Source organism: Acaryochloris sp. CCMEE 5410, assembly GCF_000238775.2.
In the GTDB taxonomy this organism is placed as follows: Bacteria; Cyanobacteriota; Cyanobacteriia; order Thermosynechococcales; family Thermosynechococcaceae; genus Acaryochloris.
This window is the reverse complement of record NZ_AFEJ02000001.1, coordinates 1-21,956: the sequence shown is the minus strand read 5'-3', so window position 1 is coordinate 21,956 and position 21,956 is coordinate 1. Positions and strand designations below refer to the sequence as shown.

Below are 21,956 nucleotides of genomic sequence, written 5' to 3'. Positions count from 1 at the left end.
AGTCTTCCTCCATGGCTAATAGAGGGTTTACCTTAATCGAAGTGTTGGTGGCGATGATTGTTGCCGCTGTGTTTGTGTCCATGACCATGCAGGCCATCGTGACTTCAGCGGCCTTTCGGGTAGTTGCCACTCAATATGATGAAGCCGTCAGTTGGATCCAGGAAGATTTAGAAACCGTCGTCAATCAAGCGGCGCAATATGAGATGACGACCCAGCCCTACTCCTCTCGGTGCCTAGCCACCCTCAGCAGTGATGGGTTTGCAGCAGGCTTTCTCAATGACTCGGTCACGGGGTTAGGGGGAGCCTCCACAACCATTGGCCCGAGAGCATTAGGTGGGAAATACTATACCCTTACTCGAACCGCCAATTATACAAGTTCTTCTGACCCGTATCGGTTGTTAAACATCACTTATCAAGTGACGGAACAAGGAGGCAGTAAACCGATTGCCACAGTAAATACTGAGGTAATTCCTCACGCCGTCTTCAAATGCCCCTGAAACCATAGTTACAACTCATTTCGGGTTTTATTCCATGGTTCAGATCAGCTAACACCCATTCCCTGCATAGCCTTTCATCGTTACAGACTAAAATGACTGGCGTCATTTAGTTTACCGTTCGTGAGGAGTGCAGATGCCTCAAACTAAGTCCCATAAATGGATTCCAACATTCTTAACCCTTGAGCAGTTTGAGACATTTGTCTTACCCCATTTGCACATCGGCACTCGGGGACCTCAACCAAAGCTCTCTTTGCATGCCATCTTCAACTACATTTTGAAGTTGCTGCACTTGGGATGTCAGTGGAGTGAGTTACCCATTGAAAAGGACAAAAATGGGCGACCGGAAATTCACCACTCCAGTGTTTATCGAGCCTTTCGACGCTATGAAACCCATGGGTGTTTTGAAGACATTTTCAAAGCGTCAGTCTCAATGCTTAATGAAAAAGGGAAGTTGGATGCCAGCGTTATTCATGGGGATGGGACGACCACTGCAGCCAAAAAGGGGGCGACAATCTGGGATTTAGTGGACACAAGCACATGAAGGGTGACAAAGTGGTTGCTTTCTGTGATGGTCGAAGACCGACCTTCGGTCATCGCAACTGCAATATCATCTCTCCATTTGTGAGTGCCCCAGGTAACCGGAACGAGTCACCTCTATTCAAAACGGCACTGACGCAAGTGATGAGTACGGCCCGAACAGTAGGCATAGACTTGATTGGGACTGTCGTCAGCTTGGATGGCGTGTACGATAGTCGTGAGAATCGCAAGGCCATTTTTAATCGGGGTATGGTGCCGAATATCAATAAAAATCTACGTGGGAGAAAGACGCCAAAGCCAGGTCCAAAAAGGCTGTTCGATTCATCCATCTTCCAAGAAAGAGGCTCTCTGGGAATTAGCGTGTAGCAGCCCTACATTTAGTGTGTGTCCTTTTCCATCCCTATGGAATGATCTGAGGTAGTACTTCAGAGCAATGGCGTCATGGATAACTCAATTCACATCCCGCTCAACCTTCCTGATGTTCGAGTTCTAGAGCTAACGAAGACTGAGAGAGGGGATTGGCTCATCAAGATTGAGAGTACGCTTCAAGGAACAACCTGTCATCAATGCGGACGTGAGATTACTGACCTCCATTGTCATGATCAGCCTTTTCGGATTCGTCACCTGCCATTATTTGAAGTCCCCGTTTACTTAGAAATCCGGCCCAAGCGTTATCGATGCAGGTATTGCGATGACCATCCCACGACCACTCAACAGTTAGAATGGCACGAACCTCGCAGTCCCAATACAAAAGCATATGAGCATTGGCTTCTGCGAATCCTGATCAATTCAACGGTTTCAGATGTTGCTAGAAAACTAGGCGTTAGTGAGGATATCGTCAGTGGAACCATTGATCGTTGGATTGACGCTCAAGTTGACTGGAACGAATATTTAGACCTCAAAGTCATTGGAATTGATGAGATTTCTCTCCAACGAGGCCATCGTGATTTTGTGGTTTTGGTCACGATTCCTACGACGGATGGAGTGGACATATTGGCAGTTCTATCCGACCGTAAACAGCAGACAGTGGCCAATTTCCTTGAATCAATTCCCATCGATTTACGCCAAACCATTGAGCGCGTCTGTACGGACATGTACCAAGGATTTGTTAGTGCGGTCCGTGAACATCTCCCACAATCCAAAATTGTCATTGACCGGTTTCATGTGACCAAAGCCTATCGTAATTGTGCTGATACGGTTCGTAAACGTGAGGTCAAACGACTACGACGAGAACTCTCTAAGCAAGAGTATGACAGCATCAAAGGCGCGATGTGGCCTTTTAGAAAACGACCAGAGAATCTGAAAGAGTCAGAGCAACAACTCCTTGAGCGATTGTTTGCTTTTTCTCCACTGCTGAAGCAGGCGTACAACCTCCGAGAGAAATTCACGTAGATATTTGAGGGCAGGTACACCAAGCACGGCGCTAAATGCGCCATCCGAGCCTGGTGTAAACAAGTAATCAAAAGTGATATCAAGGAATTTGATAGTTTTCTGACTACTATCAATAATTGGATGGACGAGATGACCAACTATTTCCTGGAAGGGTGGACCAGTGGCTTTGTGGAAGGATTTAATAACCGAGTCAAGGTCTTAAAAAGGCGATGCTACGGTATTTTCGATATTGAAAGACTCTTCCAAAGGATTTCTCTTGACCTCAATGGGTATCAGACATTTGCTGTGACCTAAACACTATATCTAGCGGTTACCACGCTAATTCCCGGAGAGCCAAGAAAGATTCAATACCATTGAGCGAGTCTTTGCCTGGGAGGATAAATTCAAGCGCTTGTTGCTGCGATTCGAACGGATCAGCAAACTGCACTATGCCTTGAAAAGCTTGGCATATACGATGATCAATCTTCGGCATTTTTGCCAAGGTTAGGATCGATTTGAAATCTAATCATTCCAGAGGTCTCTAATACAGTGACCGATTTTTTCATGCCTATAAAATGGAATAATGGGGAGAATTCTCAAAGTAAAGCGATTCAATTGCTAGTTTCTACTTTCTCAGTTGTTCATATTAGATTTAAAAGTCAATATTTTAGGTTAGCTGGTTAAAAACCCGAAATGAGTTGGTTGGATAAAACTCATAGATTTCAGGGGGTGTCTTAGACGAGTTTGACGCTCCAAATAATCTCTCGGCCCGTAGTGGGTTCATGAGATTGTCGAAACTCCTCTTTAAGAAGCTTGAGCTGTTTCTCTTGTTGCGTGATGTGGTCTGGATAGGCCCATTTACCGGGTGTGAGCCGTCGTGTGATGATTGCTCGTTCCAGTTCAACTTGGTTATTGCTCTGTTCCGCACAGGCAGCAAAGAACGCAGGTTTGAGGATATCGATTTGGTGCTTTAGATCTGCGAGTTGAATTCGCAGATTAATCATTTGATTGATCACGTCCACTGATGTGAGGCTATCTGTAGCCATGGGCTGTTCCATTGTCCGTCTGGCGCTACCTTACGGCATAGAATACTGGCATATTCTTAGCAACTTCTCCACCCATTTGGAGGGCAACCTCTGCCTTGTTTAGCCCTTGAACGTTGAGTGATATGCCCAAGAAATACATACCTAATGAAAATAAAATAGGTGCAAGATTGAGAGCTTAAAAGCTTTATATAACAGTAGTTTTGCATGTCAAAGTGATTCCAAAGCGCAATACGGTCCAGGGTTGTTTTACGTTCCTCCTAGAAAAAATAGGATGGTTCTACTGACCAACAGTAGAGAGACCGATGAGCCATCTAATTGATACTTTGAAGCAAGTCCCGGATTTCCGCAGTGCCCATGGCCGTACTCATCCGTTATGGCTTCTGTTGCTGTTGATGGTGATGGGTATGCTTGCTGGATACCAGGGATATCGCCCCTTAGAAACCTTTACGAGCGATTATCGCCAGCCTTTAAGTGAGCTATTGGGACTTGAGAGCCTTGAAGTTCCGTCTCACTGTACCTTTCGTCGAGTGATGAAGGGGCTTGACTTCCAAGCGTTGAGCCACCAATTTGAAGCATGGATGCTCTCGAAAGCCCAGACTCACTCTCCCGATAATTATGCAGCCTCCATTGATGGCAAACGGATTCGTCAGGGGCTGACAGATGCCAAGGGGAAGCAGCGTTTTGTGGGCTTGGTGAGTTTATTTGCGGTGGAAGCAGGCATCACCCTCAAGCTCGAAGCCCTCACTCAGGAGGATAATAGCGAAATCAAAGTCGTGCAGGCACTGTTGGAAACCCTTCAACTCGATGGCTTACTGATTACCATGGATGCCTTACACGCCCAAAAAACACTTGAGAAGATTGTGGCCTCGGGTAATGACTATCTCGTGGCGGTCAAATCCAACCAGGGAAGACTTTACGACCACCTCCAGACTTACTTTGAGTGTCTTAAACCCATGGCTGAGCACATCCACTCCGCCCAAAGTAGAGGACGAGATGAACATCGGTGTATACAGGTTTATGAGCCTGTCGGCATAGCCCTACAAGAATGGACAGCAATTCGCTCTGTACTTTGTGTCCAACGATGGGGTACTCGCAAAGGAAAGGAGTATCACAATACGGCCTATTACATCAGTTCAGCTGCCACCTCACCCCATCATTGGCAATCTCTGGTCCGAGAACATTGGGGCATTGAAAATCGGTTGCATTGGCCGAAGGATGTTGTTTTTGGCGAAGATGATTATCGACTCGAAGATGAACAAGCACTGCTCAATTGGTCAGTGCTTAGAACTATTGGGATTAATATCCTGCGGCTAAACGACTATCAATCCCTCAAAACCGCGATGACTAAGCTTGCTAATCGGGTCGATATTATTTTTTCGCTGCTAACTTAAAACAGCCCTGCAATACGGTCTTGCATTTTAGGTGTATAAGCAATGGAGTGGTATTGTGAAGTGTAGTAATTTTAGGTGTGATATATATAAATAGGTATGATATGTGCATGAATAGGTATAAGAAAAAGCTGAATGGTTATGTGGAATTTGTTGTGCAAGTCGTTAAATTCTATAAGCTATATATAGAAAGGGGTTTAGAACTCTATTTATGAAGTTTTTGAGGAAAGCATTGTTCTGATCCGCGATCTTTGGCAAAGGATCTGCGATCGCATATAGAATATACATGATTTTAAGTGCAAGTATTTTAGGTATGAGATAAATAGTATTAATGTCGTGTCTCACGCTATTTGTCACTACGTCTCACGCTATGTGTCACTAAATCTCTAAAAGCCTTTATTCGTAGATGTCCTAGTAGATCTATCGCTTACCCACAGAAGCAGAATGGGAATATGCCTGTCGAGCAAGAACAGCAACCCCTTTCCACTTTGGTGCCACCCTCTCTGCCCAGTACTCTAACTACTATGCCAAAGAAACATACGGCCCTGGAGAAATTGGGGAATTCAGGGAGAAAACAACACCTATTGATTACTTTCAGATTGGTAACGCCTTTGGTCTAATCGATATGCATGGCAATGTTGGGGAATGGTGTCTAGACCATTGGCATGAGAACTACGACAAGGCTCCAACGGATGGTAGTGCTTGGTTGACGAATGACGAGAAAGCAAATCGTATCCTACGCGGTGGGTCTTGGATCAGCTATCCGAGGGGCTGTCGGTCTGCCGCGCGCGACCACTTCGATCCCGACCGCACGATCAACTACTTCGGTTTTCGTATTGTTCTCGCGTCCCGATGACTCCTGTGCCCTGTGCCCTTCTTGCCCTCTGCATATTTGCCATGGTGGCGTTGCCTGATTGATGTAGCCACCAATAGGCTACTGGGAATCTCGAATTTATAGGTATGAAATTTATTTAATAGGTGTATTATCTCGGCATTGAGTTGGGCTGGAACATTTCGATAGAGACTGTTTTAGTCAATGAGCTTGCCTAGATAGCTTGAGCATAGAACAATACGCAGTTGTTTTAGATGATGTATTTAATAGGTGTAAAGAGCGCGATCTCTATTCTGATACTTGTATTGAGGGACATTAGACCTTATTGGAAATAAAATGGGTGAGAATAACTTCAAACGCCTATGTCGCAAGTCTTTGAGGCCGATTTTTCTCCAAAAATAAAACGCTTTCCCAGTAAGGCTTTCAGCTATTTCCGATAAGGTCTATTATTCTTTTGAATATTGAGCCAGCTCTACGGAGTGCGAATGGGTTTAAGTCTTTGCCTGTATTCCCTTATGCCAACCCAGAAGCTAATAATGGTACATCTTGTTCTGCTCAATATTCCTATGTCGATATTGTCGGAATGGCATGGCTAATTGTATACCTAATATATGATTTAATATATGATTTCACACCTAAAATAAATTCCATGGAAACGACCTAATTTTAGGTACATTAATTTATGACAATCCTATGCAAGTTTGTATTTTAAAAGGGAGATAAATTGCTTCTAAAATATAAAATTTTCTCAGTAAAGATCTATTGTACATATCTTATTGAAGGTAAATATAGACTTGTAAGCCTTTCATAGAAAGAGTTTTAGCTGGAATGCCCTGTAAGTATTTATTTAGCCTTATTGACATACGAATATTTATAGAGAGTTTAGGAATGTTATTTTTAGGCGCTGTTTTCTATAGCAAAAAACATAGCCTCTGCGATAAGTCTAATTTTAGGTGTAATAAATAGGTGTAAAGCCATAAGAATTTATAGGTGTCATAAGCAATAGTATTTATGTCATGTCTCACGCTATTTGTCCTATCGTCTCACGCTATTTGTCCAGATATAGCTAAAAAGATTTTACAGTAAGCATTACAGCGACATCTTTAATTGATTGATCTGTTCATTTCTTATCAAAAGTATTCTTCTTTAATCAAGCTTTACTTTGCTGTATTTATTTCTGGGTAAAGGCTATAGGAATTGTGGACAAATAGCGTGAGACACTTTGCTTAACTATTTCGGACAAATAGCGTGAGACGTTTTATACTTTGTCTGAGCTGCATCTATTTCTTTTTCGATGAAGGTTTCACCGCTTTTTGTCTCGTAGTCTTAAAAATGAGTTTCGGACAAATAGCGTGAGACGTGCTCGGGCTAAAAATGTTTGAAAATTGTCAGTGGTTTAGTGCGACGTGTCTGACTTTTTACCAACTATAGAACAAACATCGGAGACTCCTTTGTCAGAAGGATTAGCTGACGGGGTAGAACAGAAGATTCTGAACAATACAGAACCGCTTCCGTATCACTTGCAGCGCCGTCTAGAGGTATTGCAACGGTTAAAGAGTTACGAAGGGTGCAAGAGATATGTCCAAGAGCGAAAAAGGCCGCTCAAGAGTTAAGCCTCAGTGATCGTAGTCTGCGTCGCCTGATACACCAATTCCGTGAGCAAGGTATAGAAGGAATCATTCGTCAGTCTCGTTCAGATCAAGGGCAACTCAAAGTGAGTGAAGATTGGCATCAGTTTATTGTGCAAACCTACCGTAAAGGAAACCGTGGGATGCGTCATACAGCTCCTGCTCAAATTGCTAATCTTGTGCAAAGTAGGGCTGCAAAACTCGGTCAGTCGGAATATCCCAGTCGAGCTACTGTCTACCGTATTCTAGAGCCAGAAGTGAAGTCACGATCGCTCAAGAAGAAACGTCGAGCGATTGGTTGGAATGGAGAAACCTTAAAGCTCACCACTCGTAAAGGGATAGAGCTGAACATCGAATATAGCAATCAGGTGTGGCAATGCGACCATACCCCTGCCGACATCCTAGTTGTGGATCAGCAAGGTGATATCCTGGGTCGTCCCACCCTGACTACCATTGTTGATACCTATTCCCGGTGCATCATGGGCATTCACTTAGGTCTGTCCTACCCTAGTGCCGCCGTCACCTGCTTGGCCCTGCGCCACGCCATCTTACCCAAGCAGTACGGAGCTGAGTATGAGCTAATGAACCTCTGGGGCACCTATGGCGTCCCCCAATACCTCTATACCGATGGCGGCAGTGACTTTACGTCCCATCATATTGATCAAGTCGCTGCCAGCTTAGGCATCGTTTTATGTTTACGTCGGAAACCCTCAGATGGCGGGATCGTTGAGCGGCCTTTTGGCACCTTAAATAGTGAGTTTTCTCAACCCTTCCCGGCTACACCACTAATTGCCTCAAGAACCACCGCAAACGGGCTGAAAGTGAAGCCCGTCTGACCCTCCATCAACTAGAGCGTTTACTCGTGCGCTACATCGTGGATCGGTATAACCAACTCCCAGATCCGCGTCTAGGTAAACAAAGTCGTTTAGCCCGTTGGGAAGAAGGCCGTATTGCCCAACCCCCGTTGATTGAAGAGCGAGACTTAGACCTTCTCTTGATGCGTCAGGATCGTCGCCGAGTCTATCGAGGTGGGTATATTCGCTTCTCCAACCTTATTTATCGAGGTGAATATCTAGCAGGCTATGCCGGACAACAAGTCGTTCTTCGTTATGACCCGCGTGATATCACCAGCTTGCTGATTTATCGGCAAGAAGGCCCCAGAGACGTTTTTCTGACCCGAGCCCGCGCTCAAAACTTAGAAACGGAGCGTCTGTCTTTATCCGAAGCGAAAGCTATCAGTCGTCGTCTGCGCCAAGCCTCAGAAGAAGTCACCAATAAATCCGTCTTAGCTGAGGTACGAGATCGCACCCAGTTTATCGACAACTTGCTAGAGCAACCTTTCCCCATGCCTGAAGAGCAACCTGACCTGCTCCCTCAACCATCGACCGAAAATGAAGAGGAAGCGCCTGATGAACCCGTTGTTACCCAGCCATTGCCTAAGATTCAGGTGTATGACTACGACACACTACGTCGGGAACATGGCCTCTAAGTCCACTGAACATATGGAGTGACCCCTATGGCATCAGAGCATCTGAATGAGTCGTCCACTAAAGCGCTCCCTATCGAAGAGCAAGCTGAACCCATCGATGTGGAAGAGCAAATTAGGCAATTAGGTAAACGCCGTATTCTTGAGCTGCCTCAGATGACGCGATTTCATACCTGGCTAGATGCCAAGCGTTTGACCCGTCAATCCTGCCGAGTGGTTGGAGAATCACGAACGGGAAAAACGATTAGCTGTGATACCTACCACTTGAAACATACCGTCACGCAGAACCCAGGCTATGCGCCCATCATTCCAGTCGCCTATTGGCATTGTCCAGAAAACTTGTCAGTGAGTGGCTTTTTACAGGTCTGTTGCAACTCCTCCAATATCGGGCAACAGGGGGCCGGATTCCAGAATTACGAGAACGGCTGTATAACGTTCTCTCCAACTGTGGTGTTGAGATGCTGATTCTGGATGAAGCGCAACGTCTGACAGAACGGGCCATATCTGAGGCCCGTGATATTTCCGACAAGTTGGAAATATCAGTTGTGTTAGTGGGAACCGATCGTCTTAATGCTGTACTGAGCTGGGATGAGCAAGTTAAATATCGATTTCTGTTGACCTATCATATGCCTCGTCTAAATTCAGAAGAGTTACGAGAGACCACGGCCCTTTGGGAAGAGCATATCCTGCAACTACCTGAACCCTCAAAACTCACCAGTGCTAAAGCTCAAGATCTGCTCCTTCAGAAAACCCAAGGATATATAGGGCTCTTAGATCAAATTCTCCGAGAAGCAGCCATTCAAACTTTACTGATGGGGCGAACTCGCATTGAATATAGCCTCCTGAGGCAAGTGGTCAAATCCTGTTCATTATGATGGCCTTCGCTGTGGTTCGAGTGTGATGCCCCCATCGATTGCCTCATTACAACCTTGGATGTTTCAGGTTCAACCCTATCCAGACGAAAGCTTTGGACATTTTTTGGGCCGCTTTCGTCGAGCCAATTGTCTGAGTAGTGGTCACCTGTCTACCATGCTGAGACTTAGATCCTATATGGTTGCCTATTGGGAAACGCCTTCTCGTCGTCGAATACCGAATGCTGCTGCGCTCAATATCCTGTCTGATTTGACGGGGGTGGAAGTAGCTCGGCTGTGCCTAATGCTGTTTTCAGAGGAGACCCAGCTTTATTTTCAGACCCGCCTTTGTGCGCTATGTTATGCCGAAATTCCATCCCATCAATTGACTTGGCAAATGGCTGAAATATCGCATTGCGATCGTCATCAACGTCAACTGTTGTCTGCTTGTCCCCGATGTGGGAACGCTTTCCAATTGCCAGTGCATTGGCAGGTTGGTGAGTGTGAATACTGTCATTTACCGTTTGCAGAAATGGCTTCTGATCAGCTACCGGTAGCGGCAAAATCGCCTTGATTGGCCCAGCGACGTTCAATATTGATCTGCCCAAGCTAAAGTATCGGAGCAGTCTTTAAGGGGAGTCTGGATGCCCACTTCAATAGAATCCCACACCCCTGGAATGGAGTTGAGATAGAGGGTTTCTTGCAATGCGTTCCAAATCTGTTCACTGACTAAAACGGCATTGCCTTGCGCGCTTGCGATCATAATCGGTTCATGAGACTCGTTCACTTGATCGACGAGATCGGAGAGCGTTTGGCTTGCTTCAGTGATGGATAGGATTGTGGCGTCTGGCATATCAATTGGTTCCAGTGTTATTGGATAAAACGCATAGATCAAAGGGGAGGTTCTAGAGGAATTTGATGCTCCAAATAATCTCCCTGCCTGCTGTGGGTTCGTGGGTTTGCCGAAACTCTTCCTTGAGAATTTTGAGCTGTCTCTCTTGGACAGTGATGTGGTTAGGATATATCCATTTGCCAGGTGTGAGTCGTCGCGCGATAATTGCCCCTTCTTGCTCAAACTTGTCGTCTCCTTGTGTTGCACAGGCTGCAAAGAAAGCCGGTTTGAGGGCTTCGATTTGGTCTTCTAGTTCGGCGAGTTGAATCCGTAAATCAATCATCTGCTGAATGACTTCGGTCGGTTGGGGATATCTGTCGCCATGAATGCTGCTCCAGAAATGATGGTTCTGAAGCCACCTTACGACATGAGGGGTGGAGAGCATGGGAGGCTTCACTGAGATCGCATCTGCCCTCAACAACGTACTAGAGGTCTGGAGGGTATTGGAGATAAACATTAGGTGCTCTTTGCCCCTCTGTTTATGAATTCACAGGAGCTTTGATAACCTCATCGATCATTATGCCTGCATGTCCATGGGGAGATTATGGTACTTTCCTAAATTATGCTTCTCATGATGGGCATCAATATCTTTTCCCTTTGCTTATGTACTCTTTGAATGACAGATTGTGACGAATGAGTCAGCCTTTTAAGTGAAGAAATCCCAATGCGCCACATTTCCTCATGAGACCGGTTGGGAGTGTTGTTGAAGGCCATAATGGCATCTATGGCGCGGTGAATCTTGGCGTTTGCTTCTTCGGGATCTAGACGCCCCCTGCCTCGCTTTTTGATAGGGGGTGCAACTTGTGGCGGTGAAGGGCTGGATACGCGCTTAGAAATTTGCTGTTGCTGAAGCAAAACGAGACATAGCTGAGTGAGAGCAGCGATTAAGGTATCTATTTTCTGCTCTAAGGGGCTGGGCACGATATTGTCATGAGACTGTTGTGGTTGGAGCAAAGTCTGACATAACTCAGAGAGAGTATGGGAAATGGTGTCTAAGCTCTGATTCGCGGTGGTGGGTGTAGTGTGGCTTTTTAGAGGTGGAGTTGAAACCGGATGAGGTGGAGATGGCGTTGCAATAGGTATGTCTGGGTTCGTTAAAAAGACCAAGGCATAATGTTGTCGTTCCTCGTAACTTATCCCTTCTTTGGTGTAACGCTTCCAGGATGCAGTCTTACTGTCAATTAGAGGTAAATCACCAGAGTGGACTGCTGCTTGAATGGCACTTTGATAAACGCCAAAAAAATCAGAGTAATGCTTGAATTTTGAAATCTCGCCTTTGACTAATTCTCTGATATCTTCAGGAGTTTCAAGCGTTGCAAGTGCAGAAAGGAAGTGTTGGATGGCTGCTTGGAGGTTCGGAGACGGTTCGATCCTTTGTTCTAGATCTGGAAAATCTGATGCTTGGTCACTCGGGAGTGATTGGGGTGGAGGTCCATCATCCGGGTGTAAGCCTACTAGCACACTTACATTTGGATCGTGCAAACGAATCCCTTGTTGTCTATTGATTTTGCCTATTTCATTGCCAATGAAGTAATCAAAATAATGCCGCTTCTTAGCGAGGGATTTCTTCGTTTCCACGTCTTTCGTTTGCAGGATGATGAAGTGTCCCTGAATGGCGGCCATAAAGTCAATGTCTAGAATTTGGGGAGGGGCATACCAATGGGTTGCAATGCGAGCATAGATGGTTCTGGAGAGCTGGGTGTATAAGTTTCCCTCTACTGATTGGTAATCGATGAGATCGGCGAAATTGAGATCGCAAGCTAGAGCAACATCATTTCCATAATGACGATTGATCTCCCGGTTATCCATAAACTTTGTATCTAACAGATCTCGGATCTGTGTAATTGAGTCCATGACCTGTTCAGCAGGTACAAGAGTCGGCAACTCGAAAGCAGGATGAGGTTTAGTTGGATGAAGTTTTGGTGTCCCTGTAAACCAAAGACTGAAAGGAGATTGGTAAGAAAAGGTGGCTGTTTTGAGCAGTTCGGCGCATCTGCGGCCTGTAATGACTGTAAGTCCCGCGATGATATTTGCCCATTGGCAGCTCTTGAGCAGTTGTGATGCCTTAGCAACGATGGCATCAGGATTGGTGATGAGATGGATGCTGCCTTCACGAGGTTGAGAGCCTGCCTGAAGGTTGATCTCCGTCCACTCGTCAGTGGTGAAGCGCATATGCTCAAAAATGACGTGATTCTCTGCAAGCTCTTCCTTTAGAGCTTGTCGGACCTCGACCATCAGATTCTTTTGCTGATTCAAGGTTTCCAACCCATGGGTTTTCCATTGCTGTTTCATCCAGGCTGTCCAATGGTCAGCTATTTCATGGTCCTTTGGTGTGTCCTGTAGGGATGCGATCGCAGGAAAAAACGTAGTGTTGTAGATCTTTTCAAGCCATAAACGCATAGCTATAACGTACTAGCAATTAGCACTATTGAGCTGTGGAAGTAGGAAGGTGTAGATAGTCTTTGTGTTCATCTTTGATTAAACCACTTAGGGCCATAGTGATCCTTGGGAGACCAATTAAGACTGCAACATAATATTTGTTTTTTGAGGAAGATATTAACTTTATTCTTTCTTTTCACTTTTTCGATGGAATAAGTTGTTGATAAGTAATTTAGAGGGAATCCTTTGGAAGAAATAGCCTGTGTGGTGACGTATCTTGATTGCTAGTGCTAGAGTTTTTCCTAATTCCCAACAGCAAAAAATTATTGGCCATACAAATGGTCCGGTTTTAGTTTTAGCTCCAGCGGGAACTGGGAAAACTTCTGTTTTAGCAGCACGAGTCGATCAGGCTATCCGAATGGGAGTGCATCCCCAACAATTGCTGTGCCTGACTTTTACAAACCGTGCAGCGCAGCAAATGCAAGATGGTCTCAAAGCTTGTGATCAACTGAACCAATTGACGGTCAAAACCTTTCATGGATTATGTGCTCATATTCTTCGTCAAGAAGCATCAAAAATAGGTTTAAGCCAGGAATTCGTTATTTATGATGAGCAAGATTCATTAGATCTACTCAAAGAACTATCAGGAATTTCAGATAGTAAAAGACTCTCCCCACTCACTCAGAAAATCCAAGCCTGTAAACTGAGCTTACCTCTGGAGAATATGGAGCGCTCTTTAGAACGGCCTCAAGGATTACGAGTCTTATTTGATGAGAGGATGACTGAAAAAGGCTTTAAAATTGCCTGCCAATATCAGTATGAATTGCAACAACGGCAGGCGATTGATTTTGATGATTTAGTCTACTACGTGCGTGCCCTGTTGGTCTGTGAACCTGAAGCTAGAGAGCGATGGTGTAAGTGTTTTGAGTTCATTCAAGTCGATGAAGTTCAGGATACTCATTGGTCGGAGTATGAAGTGATATGGATGCTGGCCAAACATTCGAGAAATCTGGCCATGATTGGCGATTTGGATCAAACCATCTATGAGTGGCGAGGATCTGAACCCATCAAGTTAAAGGAGTCCTTTGAGAGTTGCTTCTCCCCTCAAACCTATCATTTGACGAAAAACTACCGGGCAACGCAGATCCTGGTTAATGCTGCCTCCGCTTTTGCTGACTGTTTCTTGCAGCGTTATACGCATTCTCAACCTGCCCAAGATCGCCCGTTAGGTACCCAAATTCAGGTTTATGAAGGCTATACAGAAAGAGACGAGGGCCAATGGATTGCCCAGAGAATTCAGGACTTAGCCGCTGTAGATCCTGACTTCGCCTATTACCGAGTTGCAGTCCTTGCCCGTACCCATAGAAGAGCGAGTGCCGTGTTTAGGTGTCTTAGCCAAGCACAGGTGCCTTGCGTCACGGTTGAGGAATTTGCATTTTTCCGACGTCAGGAAGTGAAAGATGCGATCTCATATCTAAAACTCCTAAGCAACCCATTTGATACTGGTAGTTTGCGACGAATATTACTTCGCTTTGTCGAGAAGGTTGGATCGGCAACCGTGGGCAAAATTATTGCGTCTGGCAGCTCTTGTGGCTTGAGACTCACGGATTTTATCCAATGTCATACGTTGCAGGATGGAGACCCATTTGCGCCGTTATTGAAGGCATGGTCCTCTGGCACAGTTATCGTCTTTGATGTTGAGACGACAGGATTGTTGGCTAGTAGTGATGAGGTGATTGAGTTAGCTGCAATTAAGTTGGAGAATGGCCAGTCTTCGCCACAGTGTTTTCATGCTTACCTCAAAAATACAGTACCCATAGGAGAATCAGAGCGCATCCATGGCATTAGTGAGCAGGACTTAGCGCTTAAAGGACGTTCCGCAGTGGTTGTGTTCGAAGAATTTATCGACTTTGCACAAGATGCTGTGTGGGTGGGACATAATGTCGGCTTCGATATCAAAATGTTGAGGTCTCATGCTCGACGTTTGGATATTGATATTCCTATCCCTCCGTATGCTGACACCTGCGAGATTGCCCGACGGTTTGTTAAAGGAACAAGAAATTTCAAGTTAGAAACCTTAGCGAAGGTTTTTGAGCTGCAAAAAAGGCGGGCTCATAGTGCGCTTGAAGATACGAAAACTACAACCGATTTACTCGTTCGTTTGATTCCCTTGGTGCAGCATGATATTGCAGAACGTTGCCAAGTTGTTCAAGCCTATGCGCCTTTGTTTGATGACTTGGCCTTAGACATGAATCGATGGAAAAGTGCATTGTCGGTCACTCGCCCTCCTGAATTCCTACGACAAATCATTAGGGAGGCTGGGATAGATGCGTATTATCAGCGAGAACCTCACCGAATCGTAAATTTATGGAAGTTAGTGAAATTCTTTCGCGATCACGATCCAATCACTCTTGATTCTGAGACAGCCTTGAGAGAGTTATTGGTGCTTTCGGCCTGCTCCACTAATGTTGACATGATGTCTGAAGAGGATAATTTGGTCCCGATCATTACAGTGCATCAATCTAAAGGGCTGGAATTTGATACCGTTTTCATTGCTGGAGCAGTAGAAGGAGAGTTCCCCGATTTTCGAAATTTAAAGGGGCCAAAATTAGAGGAAGAAAAGCGTGCCTTCTATGTGGCAATGACGAGAGCTAAGAAGGCGTTGTATCTCTCCGGCTACCAAGTTTGCGATCGCGGATATCCGAAATCACCAAGCCGCTTTCTGGATTGCATTCCCCAAAGCTATAAAACTTCAGAGCCATCAGAGGCTGAAGCCCTCTATGAGTACTTCTGACTGAATAGATAAAAATAGAGTGAATAATTCTATTTTGTGGCGAATAGCTGTGTATTTTGTGTCCAAGGCTTTTTGAAGTAAATAAATAGTTCAAAATAGCTGAATCTGAGTGCAAGGGGGTAATTATGGTTGAGGCTGTACAGAAATCTGTATTTTCTAGTCAAGCGAATCCTCGACAACTTGAGGCGATTCAGAAAACGGATGGGCCACTTTTGATTATTGCTGGCCCTGGTTCTGGGAAAACCTTCACCCTGGTTGAACGCATTGTTTACCTGATTACTCATCGGCAGGTTGCACCTGAAAATCTTTTTGTGGTCACGTTCACGGATAAGGCTGCTCAAGAACTAACTACTCGAATTGCGAGTCGCTTATTGAAGCTGAATATTCGCTTCAATCTCAATGAGATGTATTTAGGCACCTTCCACTCAATCTGTTTACGTTGGCTAGAAGAATACCGAGAGTTTACTCGTCTCAAACGGAACTTCACGTTGATGGATCAGTTTGATCAGCAGTATTTTCTCTATCAACGTGTTTCGCACTATCAGAATTTACCTGGTATTGAACATATCATTGACCCTGACTCCAGACAGAAAACTTGGGATAGAACAGCTCACCTTTTGCGATGGCTGAATGTAGTCAGTGAAGAGGCGCTTGATCCTCAAACTCTAGTGCAGGCTGAACATAGTGAGATCAAAGCGTTGGGCCATGCCTATACTCTTTACCAACAGCAGCTTGATGAAGAAAACGCTCTGGATTTTTCAACTATTCAATATGAAGCTTTAAAACTCTTGAAGAGCCATCCGCAGGTGTTAGCAAAGCTGCGTCAGACCATTACCTATCTCATGGTTGATGAATATCAAGATACCAATACGGTTCAAGAGCAATTGCTCAATCTTTTAGCTGGAGATCAGCCGAATCTCTGCGTTGTTGGAGATGATGATCAAGGGCTGTATCGCTTTAGAGGAGCTACTATTCGCAATATCTTGCAGTTCAAAAATAAGTTCTCCCCTGGCCAGTGTGAACAAGTTACGCTCAAAACCAATTATCGTTCCCACCCTGATATTGTCCGTTTCTATAACCACTGGATGAATGATCAGGTTTGGAGTGTTGATGGCCAGGATTTTCGCTTTGATAAGCAAATAGAGGCTCGTGATGATGATTTTACTGATGTCCCTTGTGTGATTAAGGTTGCGGGTCCCACACCAGAAGACTGGCATCGAGAAATGCTGGACTTTCTATCTCATCTTCGCAATCAAGGGCATCTTACTGACTGGAACCAAGTTGCATTTCTTTTCCGGTCGGTCAAGAATGACAAAGTTGTTGCCCTGGCCCAGTTCCTAGAGGCCAATGGTATTCCCGTCTATTCACCGCGCTCGAATCAGTTCTTTGATCGTGAAGAGATTAGGTTAATGATAGGGGCGCTTATCTTTCTATTCCCCCAATTTCCCCAGGCCAGAAAGTGGGCTGAAGATGCTCAGCTAGGTATTTGGCAATACTATGACCAAGAATGTGTTCCCCTATTTGCCCAAGAACTGCGCAAGCCGGAGAATGAAGACTTGCTCAAATGGGCGAGATCGCTGGCCAAGCAACACCTGTATTTAACGGACAACACTAACTATGCCTTCTCTGGGCTGTTTTATCAGTTATTACGCTTTCCGTTATTTAGCCGCTATTTAGATGAGAGTTTGATGGTGGGTGGGGTCCAGGATGGCCGTTCCATGAGAAACCTGGCGATTTTTTCTCAGCTTTTAGTTAAGTTTGAGTATTTGCAGCATCTTAGTGTTCTGTCTCCTCAGTCCCTTGATAAGAGTCTTCGTAATCTGTTCAACCAATTTTTTCGATTCCTGTCAGAGGGGGGGATTAATGAGTATGAGGATGATTCTGAATATGCGCCGAGTGGTTGTGTCTCCTTCCTGACTATTCACCAATCCAAGGGGTTGGAGTTCCCTGTTGTGATTGTGGGATCGCTCAATGCTGCTCCGCGTAGGCAACATTCGAAGTTGGATGAAATCTTAGAAGAGGGGTATCTTTCCCGGCCTGTTTTTGAGCCGTTGAACCATACTAAGTTTTTTGATTTTTATCGACTGTATTACACGGCCTACTCCCGTGCCCAAAATCTTCTGGTGCTCTCTTGTGTAGAGAAGGCAGGGCGTGGGCGTACTCCCTCTAAGTATTTTGCTGACTACTACAATGAGCTACCTGCTTGGCGCGATCTCAGCTTTGATGTAACATCACTGCCTTTGGCACGAGTTAAGGATGTGAATCTTAAGCGAGATTATTCTTTTACTTCACATTTGGTGTTGTTTGAGAACTGTGCTGAACAGTATCGATTCTTTAAAGAATTGGAGTTTGCTCCAGTACGTAAGAGTCCAATCTTATTCGGGACGTTGGTTCACCAAACGATTGAGGATATCCATAAGACGGTTCTCCGGGGCCAGGAGCATAAATTATCGGTGGAGCAGATTGAGTCTTGGTTTGATACGAATTATGCCTATCTCACTAAGCGGGAGCGGGTATATCTGTCACCTGTAGTTAAGAAGATTGCTCTAGAGCATGTTCTGCGCTATTACCGCCGCAATGGTAATGATTGGAACCGGGTTAAAGAGGCTGAGGTAGATGTGTCTTTGGTGAAGGATGAATATATTTTGTCCGGGAGTGTGGACTTAATTCAGGGGGAGGGTAATACGGTTGAGATTGTTGATTTCAAGTCGGAAAAGAAACTTGATGTGAATGATCCTAAGGATCGGGATAAGCTAGACCGCTATCGGCGTCAGCTTGAAGTCTATGCTCATATTGTTGAAGAGCGCACAGGCTCCCCAGTAAGCAGAATGCACCTCTATTATACGAGCGAGGAAAATGGTAATCCCTACATCAGCTTTACGAAGGATCGGCGATTAATTGATACTACGATTCAGACGTTTGGTGAGGTTGTGCGTCGGATCGAGGAGAAAGACTTTAGTATTCCTGAACGACCTGAGAAGGCTTGTAAGGAATGTGATATGCAGCCTTATTGTGATGCTAAAAACTGGAATTTTAGAGGTGGTGAATGAACGATAGTCAACAGTTGGGGATGGATTTGCCAAAGACCCGTGAGATGGAGCGGGTTGAGGCTTTTGAGTTTGAGCCAATTAAGGGCTATCCGATGTTGAACTGGCGTGGGAAGCGGCCATTTGCTTCAACGTCTTACTATCCAGCTCAATTGAGAGAAATTCATGGAGAGGAAACTGATGGTTGGCTGAATAAGATTTATTGGGGTGATAATCTTCAGGTGATGAGTCATTTATTGAAGGATTATCGCGGCAAGATTGATCTGATTTATATTGATCCTCCATTTGATTCGAAAGCGGATTATAAGAAAAAAATAAAATTAAAAGGAGCTAATGTCTTAAATGACATGAATAGCTTTGAAGAAAAGCAATATACAGATATTTGGACTAATGATGAATACTTGCAGTTCTTTTATGAAAGATTGATATTATTGAAAGAGCTTTTAGCAATAAATGGAAGTATTTATATTCACTGTGATTGGCATAAGGGACACTATATTCGCTGTATATTAGAAGAAGTATTTGGCGCTGAAAATATAAAAAATGAAATTGTTTGGCAACGCACGTTTGCAAGAAGTGACTCAAAGACTTTTAATCATATTCATGACGTAATCTATTTTTGTCTAAAGAGTTCTGAGCATACCTGGTTCCCACAATATGAAAAGCATAGTGATGAATATATAAAAAGTAAATATATACATAAGGATGAGAATGGGAGAGTCTATCGTTTAGCTGATATGACTAGTCCTAACCCTAGACCGAATATGAAGTATGAATGGATGGGGTTTTTACCGCCAGAGAATGGATGGCGATATCAGAAAGAAACAATGCAGAAGCTTCACGATGAAAATAGGATTTGGTATCCAGAAAGTAAATCGAGGAGGCCTCAAATTAAGAAATTTTTGGATGAGTTGAAAGGCCGTCCATTGCAAAGTATTTGGACTGATATTAATCCTGTAAATAGCCAAGCAATAGAACGTGAGGGCTATCCTACTCAAAAACCGGAGAAATTGTTGGAACGAATTATAAAAGCTTCATCAAATCCTGGTGATTTGGTTTTTGATTGTTTTATGGGAAGTGGAACCACTCAAGTAGCAGCAATGAAGTTGGGGCGTCGATTTATTGGCTCAGATATTAATCTTGGGGCAGTTCAAATTACGACGAAGCGCTTATTGTCTATCGCTAAAGAACTTAGGCCCAAAACTATTCAACAAGAAATTCAGGTCAATACATCCTCCAAAAGACCATATTTTACAGGAATTGAGGTCTACAACGTTAATCACTACGATATCTTTCGCAATCCTTTAGAAGCGAAAGATATTCTTATTGAAGCTTTTGAGATCAACCGATTGGAGAAAGGTCGTCTCTTTGATGGTGAGAAGGATGGTCGGATGGTAAAGATTATGCCGATTAACCGAATTGCTACGCGGGTGGATTTGAATGAGTTAATTGCTGGGTTTGACTATAAAGCATTTGAGCAGCGTCAGGCGGAGCATCCTAAAAAGCCAGTAGAGTCTATTACTCTGGTTTGTATGGGGCATGAATCGGATTTGAAGGCGGTGCTTCAGAGAGAGGTACAGCCCTATGAGATAGATGTTGAGGTGATTGATGTATTGCGAGATCGCCAGGACCTTCTGTTCAAACGTGATTCTGAGGGCCAAATCGAAATTGAAAATGGCGAGTTAGTTATTAAGCAGTTCTACCCGATGAACTTACTTGGAAAGCTTAGTCTTCAACAAGAAAATGTTGAAGATTGGCGAGAGTTAGTGGAGTCGGTAATGATTGACTGGAACTATGATGGGGCGGTTTTGGAGCCTAAGACGGTAGATATCCCCGATAAGAGTGAGTTGGTTGAAGGCCACTATTCTATTCCTGACGATGCAGGTACTATCCGTATCAAAATAACTGATCTACTTTCAGAATCTTTAGAGATGGCGATTGTTTATGGCTAAAGCAAAGCGGAAGTCTCAGGCAGTTAATATTGATTTTGCGTTTTTTACCCAGCTCTGGCAGTTTTACAGTGCTAATCGAGGGCGAATTCGTACCTATTACCGTGGCCTTACTAAGAAATTTCTTGACTTTAATGATCCAACTAATGGTGATACCTTCTTGCGTCAGCCTCAATTCGAGGCATTAGAGATTTATGTTTGTCTCAAAGAGTTTCTAGAAAATGCGCAAGTTCATCAGCTTTTCAAGGATTGGGCTGAGAGCAGTGGCCGATTTGAAGGGCGAACTGTTAGCGATCGTATTGGTCAAACCCAACTAGATATCTTTCAGACAGCGACTAAGGAGCAGTACGACACGCTCTATAGGCAGATGCGTAGTAATGCTCGTGCCTATTCCAACTATATCTTTGCTTTAACGATGGGAACTGGTAAAACAATTCTCATGGCCACATGCATTTTCTATGAATTTATTTTGGCCAATAAATTCCCCAGAGATGAGAAGTACTGCCATAACGCTCTAGTTTTTGCCCCAGATAAGACTGTTCTACAGTCCTTGCGTGAGATTCAAACCTTTGATATGCGTCAGGTTGTTCCTCCTGAGTACGTTAACTTCCTTGCCAGTAACATTAAATTTCACTTTCTTGATGAAGCAGGAGCTACCCTCAACATCCTTGATCGCTCACGCTTTAATATCATTATTTCCAATACTCAAAAGATTATTCTCAAACGCCAAAATAAGGACAAGACTCATGTAGAACGGCTATTGGGCAGTGGTAAGCAGGTTTATCAACGAGGTGATGTCTATAGCCAATTTGAAGATCTCTATGCTTTAGATGAACCGGATGATGAAGACTCTCTGATTACTAATCAACGCTTTGATAACCTCCGTCGTATTGGTCAGCTTGGTATTTATATTGATGAAGCCCATCATGCCTTTGGTTCCAAGCTAGCTAACGACATGGGTATCAAAAAGACAAAGCTTAGCAGCCTCCGTCGTACTGTAGACGAGCTAGCAGCTAGCCTTAAGCACTCAGGTACCCGAGTCGTTGCTTGCTATAACTACACGGGTACTCCCTATGTGGGTAAAACAGTTCTCCCAGAAGTTGTTTATGCTTTTGGCTTACAAGAAGCTATCCAAAAAGCTTACTTAAAGAAAGTCAAAATTAGTGGATATACCAATCCCAAGAATACAGAATTTGTTGAAATTGTCATAGATGACTTTCTAACTAAATTCCAAAGTCAACGTTACGAGGGAATGCTCC

Annotated in this window: 16 protein-coding genes and 2 pseudogenes; 14 read left to right on the top strand and 4 right to left on the bottom strand. The window is 44.3% G+C overall.

Annotated elements, in window-relative coordinates:
• Window positions 1-11: 11 nt before the first annotated feature.
• The 4 genes and pseudogenes from ON05_RS00095 to ON05_RS00080 all read left to right on the top strand — a co-directional run bounded on the left by ON05_RS00095 (window position 12) and on the right by ON05_RS00080 (window position 2,720).
• Entirely contained in the window at window positions 12-497 is a 486-nt protein-coding gene (locus ON05_RS00095) for a type II secretion system protein J (protein ID WP_010482128.1), read from the top strand.
• A gap of 133 nt (window positions 498-630) precedes the next feature.
• A complete protein-coding gene (locus ON05_RS00090) occupies window positions 631-1,038 on the top strand; it encodes a transposase (RefSeq protein ID WP_262560962.1) in 408 nt (135 codons plus the stop codon).
• Complete coding sequence (locus ON05_RS00085; protein WP_262560961.1) at window positions 1,035-1,400, top strand: hypothetical protein; 366 nt, start codon at window positions 1,035-1,037, stop codon at window positions 1,398-1,400. Before ON05_RS00090 ends, ON05_RS00085 begins: the two co-directional genes overlap by 4 nt.
• Before the next feature lie 75 nt (window positions 1,401-1,475).
• Window positions 1,476-2,720, top strand: a pseudogene (locus ON05_RS00080) (ISL3 family transposase).
• Window positions 2,721-3,139: 419 nt separating this feature from the next.
• Here the strand turns inward: ON05_RS00080 and ON05_RS00075 are convergent.
• A complete protein-coding gene (locus tag ON05_RS00075) occupies window positions 3,140-3,451 on the bottom strand; it encodes a hypothetical protein (RefSeq protein WP_139025599.1) in 312 nt (103 codons plus the stop codon).
• A 302-nt stretch (window positions 3,452-3,753) separates the two neighbouring features.
• Between ON05_RS00075 and ON05_RS00070 the strand changes: the two genes are divergently transcribed.
• From ON05_RS00070 to ON05_RS00040, 6 genes and pseudogenes are all read left to right on the top strand, one after another.
• The gene (locus tag ON05_RS00070; RefSeq protein ID WP_262560960.1) at window positions 3,754-4,842 is read left to right on the top strand and encodes an ISAs1 family transposase; all 1,089 of its coding nucleotides are present in this window, start codon (window positions 3,754-3,756) and stop codon (window positions 4,840-4,842) included.
• Between the two features lie 415 nt (window positions 4,843-5,257).
• Window positions 5,258-5,695 carry a formylglycine-generating enzyme family protein gene (locus ON05_RS00065; RefSeq protein ID WP_085945167.1) on the top strand — a complete coding sequence of 146 codons (438 nt, stop codon included), beginning with the start codon at window positions 5,258-5,260 and terminating at the stop codon, window positions 5,693-5,695.
• Window positions 5,696-7,238: 1,543 nt separating this feature from the next.
• On the top strand, window positions 7,239-8,135 hold the full coding sequence (locus ON05_RS00060; protein ID WP_262560959.1) for a DDE-type integrase/transposase/recombinase: 897 nt from the start codon (window positions 7,239-7,241) through the stop codon (window positions 8,133-8,135).
• Window positions 8,136-8,161: 26 nt separating this feature from the next.
• Window positions 8,162-8,788 carry a Mu transposase C-terminal domain-containing protein gene (locus ON05_RS00055; protein ID WP_262560958.1) on the top strand — a complete coding sequence of 209 codons (627 nt, stop codon included), beginning with the start codon at window positions 8,162-8,164 and terminating at the stop codon, window positions 8,786-8,788.
• Between the two features lie 27 nt (window positions 8,789-8,815).
• Window positions 8,816-9,660, top strand: a pseudogene (locus ON05_RS38280) (TniB family NTP-binding protein).
• Window positions 9,661-9,685: 25 nt separating this feature from the next.
• Window positions 9,686-10,210: a TniQ family protein gene (locus ON05_RS00040; RefSeq protein WP_010469761.1), complete on the top strand. Its 525-nt coding sequence runs from the start codon at window positions 9,686-9,688 to the stop codon at window positions 10,208-10,210.
• Between the two features lie 15 nt (window positions 10,211-10,225).
• Here ON05_RS00040 and ON05_RS00035 read toward each other — a convergent pair whose 3' ends face one another.
• The 3 genes from ON05_RS00035 to ON05_RS00025 all read right to left on the bottom strand — a co-directional run bounded on the left by ON05_RS00035 (window position 10,226) and on the right by ON05_RS00025 (window position 12,928).
• Entirely contained in the window at window positions 10,226-10,489 is a 264-nt protein-coding gene (locus ON05_RS00035; RefSeq protein ID WP_010469762.1) for a type II toxin-antitoxin system Phd/YefM family antitoxin, read from the bottom strand.
• Window positions 10,490-10,541: 52 nt separating this feature from the next.
• Window positions 10,542-10,985 (bottom strand): hypothetical protein, encoded by a 444-nt coding sequence (locus tag ON05_RS00030; RefSeq protein ID WP_262560955.1) that lies wholly within the window; start codon window positions 10,983-10,985, stop codon window positions 10,542-10,544.
• Between the two features lie 98 nt (window positions 10,986-11,083).
• Window positions 11,084-12,928: a telomere resolvase gene (locus ON05_RS00025; RefSeq protein ID WP_262560953.1), complete on the bottom strand. Its 1,845-nt coding sequence runs from the start codon at window positions 12,926-12,928 to the stop codon at window positions 11,084-11,086.
• A 256-nt stretch (window positions 12,929-13,184) separates the two neighbouring features.
• Between ON05_RS00025 and ON05_RS00020 the strand changes: the two genes are divergently transcribed.
• The 4 genes from ON05_RS00020 to ON05_RS00005 all read left to right on the top strand — a co-directional run.
• The gene (locus ON05_RS00020; RefSeq protein ID WP_010469767.1) at window positions 13,185-15,701 is read left to right on the top strand and encodes an ATP-dependent helicase; all 2,517 of its coding nucleotides are present in this window, start codon (window positions 13,185-13,187) and stop codon (window positions 15,699-15,701) included.
• A gap of 125 nt (window positions 15,702-15,826) precedes the next feature.
• Window positions 15,827-18,751 carry an ATP-dependent DNA helicase gene (locus ON05_RS00015; protein ID WP_010469768.1) on the top strand — a complete coding sequence of 975 codons (2,925 nt, stop codon included), beginning with the start codon at window positions 15,827-15,829 and terminating at the stop codon, window positions 18,749-18,751.
• Window positions 18,748-20,700 (top strand): site-specific DNA-methyltransferase, encoded by a 1,953-nt coding sequence (locus ON05_RS00010; RefSeq protein WP_010469770.1) that lies wholly within the window; start codon window positions 18,748-18,750, stop codon window positions 20,698-20,700. The genes ON05_RS00015 and ON05_RS00010 overlap by 4 nt, the downstream gene beginning before the upstream one ends.
• Window positions 20,693-21,956: DEAD/DEAH box helicase family protein (locus tag ON05_RS00005; RefSeq protein ID WP_262560951.1), on the top strand; the 1,264-nt coding region annotated here is incomplete at its 3' end. The genes ON05_RS00010 and ON05_RS00005, both read left to right, overlap by 8 nt.

What these genes read in the sequence shown, in the direction of transcription:
- ON05_RS00075 (WP_139025599.1), bottom strand. Translation starts at nt 3,451, where the DNA reads ATGGCTACAGATAGCCTCACATCAGTGGACGTGATCAATCAAATGATT.
- ON05_RS00085 (WP_262560961.1), top strand. Translation starts at nt 1,035, where the DNA reads ATGAAGGGTGACAAAGTGGTTGCTTTCTGTGATGGTCGAAGACCGACC.
- ON05_RS00015 (WP_010469768.1), top strand. Translation starts at nt 15,827, where the DNA reads ATGGTTGAGGCTGTACAGAAATCTGTATTTTCTAGTCAAGCGAATCCT.
- ON05_RS00070 (WP_262560960.1), top strand. Translation starts at nt 3,754, where the DNA reads ATGAGCCATCTAATTGATACTTTGAAGCAAGTCCCGGATTTCCGCAGT.
- ON05_RS00095 (WP_010482128.1), top strand. Translation starts at nt 12, where the DNA reads ATGGCTAATAGAGGGTTTACCTTAATCGAAGTGTTGGTGGCGATGATT.
- ON05_RS00010 (WP_010469770.1), top strand. Translation starts at nt 18,748, where the DNA reads ATGAACGATAGTCAACAGTTGGGGATGGATTTGCCAAAGACCCGTGAG.
- ON05_RS00090 (WP_262560962.1), top strand. Translation starts at nt 631, where the DNA reads ATGCCTCAAACTAAGTCCCATAAATGGATTCCAACATTCTTAACCCTT.
- ON05_RS00030 (WP_262560955.1), bottom strand. Translation starts at nt 10,985, where the DNA reads ATGTTTATCTCCAATACCCTCCAGACCTCTAGTACGTTGTTGAGGGCA.
- ON05_RS00025 (WP_262560953.1), bottom strand. Translation starts at nt 12,928, where the DNA reads ATGCGTTTATGGCTTGAAAAGATCTACAACACTACGTTTTTTCCTGCG.
- ON05_RS00040 (WP_010469761.1), top strand. Translation starts at nt 9,686, where the DNA reads ATGCCCCCATCGATTGCCTCATTACAACCTTGGATGTTTCAGGTTCAA.
- ON05_RS00035 (WP_010469762.1), bottom strand. Translation starts at nt 10,489, where the DNA reads ATGCCAGACGCCACAATCCTATCCATCACTGAAGCAAGCCAAACGCTC.